The organism is Oleiphilus sp. HI0067, from assembly GCF_001635735.1.
The window spans coordinates 1-1,245 of the sequence record NZ_LWFI01001280.1 but is presented as its reverse complement, the minus strand read 5'-3'; the positions used below and the strand labels follow the sequence as shown (position 1 = coordinate 1,245).

Here is a 1,245-nt window from a genome sequence, read left to right as displayed (position 1 = left end):
AACCATGACAGCTTTAATTGTGTGCAGGCGGTTTTCTGCTTGCTCAAAACTAATGTTGTATGGAGATTCGAAAACATCGTCGTTCACTTCTAATCCATTGAGGCCATATTCAGCTTCAATTTCTGCACCCACAATTGTTTCATTGTTGTGGAATGCTGGTAGGCAGTGCATGAACTTCACATTTGGGTTTTTGGTTTTGTTAATTACATCAAGATTTACCTGATAAGGTGTCATTAAACCAACGCGCTCTTTCCATGCTTCTTTAGGTTCCCCCATTGATACCCATACATCCGCGTACAAGTAGTCAGCACCTTCAACACCTTCTGCTACGTCTTCAGTAAGGTTGATTTTTGCACCAGTTTCTTTTGCTATTGCCTGGCACTCTTTTATAAGCCACTCTTTAGGCCAGTATTCTTTTGGTGCAACAAGACTGATTTCCATGCCCATTTTAGCTGCGCCAACCATGAGTGAGTTGCCCATGTTGTTGCGTGCATCGCCAAGATATGCAAACTTCATATCGCTAAGGGGCTTGCCGTTGCCCCATTCTTGCATAGTAAGGAAGTCCGCAAGAATTTGAGTTGGGTGCCATTCATCAGTCAGGCCGTTCCAAACTGGTACGCCAGAATAGTCAGCTAGATCTTGAACGTCCTTTTGACGAGATCCGCGGAATTCAATTCCGTCATACATGCGACCTAGAACGCGTGCAGTGTCCTTGACTGACTCTTTGTGCCCCATTTGAGAACCGCCTCCAATATAGGTTACGTTAGCCCCTTGGTCGAAGGCTGCTGTCTCAAATGCGCAGCGAGTGCGAGTTGAGGTTTTCTCGAAAATCAAGCAGATGTTTTTTCCGCATAAACGAGGTTGTTCGGTACCCGCATATTTGGCTTGCTTTAGGTCCCGAGACAGATCCAACATGTAACGAATTTCGCGAGGAGTAAAATCTAAAAGTTTTAAAAAGCTGCGGTTTTTTATATTAAAAGCCATATCTCTATTCCTTAATTCTGTAAATCGTTCAGTGAAACAAACGACTAAATGTCGTCACGCTCAATTGGGCAACTCATGCAGCGAGCACCGCCGCGTCCTCGACCTAACTCATCACCTGGTATCGCAATAAACTTGATTCCAGCTTTTTCAATATTATCGATCGTGTAGTGGTTACGTTCATAACCAACAACAACGCCCGGACGAATAGTGAGCACATTATTAGCGTCGTTCCATTGTTCCCGTTCGGCTGCGAATACGTCG

The 1,245-nt window shown here is 44.6% G+C and carries 2 protein-coding genes; both read right to left on the bottom strand.

Translation table 11 applies throughout. The features are described 5' to 3' along the window. A partial coding sequence (gene argF, locus A3739_RS19830) for an ornithine carbamoyltransferase (protein WP_068502546.1) occupies window positions 1-984 on the bottom strand: 984 nt, incomplete at its 3' end. Window positions 985-1,028: 44 nt separating this feature from the next. Beyond that, window positions 1,029-1,245: arginine deiminase family protein (locus A3739_RS19825; RefSeq protein WP_231877113.1), on the bottom strand; the 217-nt coding region annotated here is incomplete at its 5' end.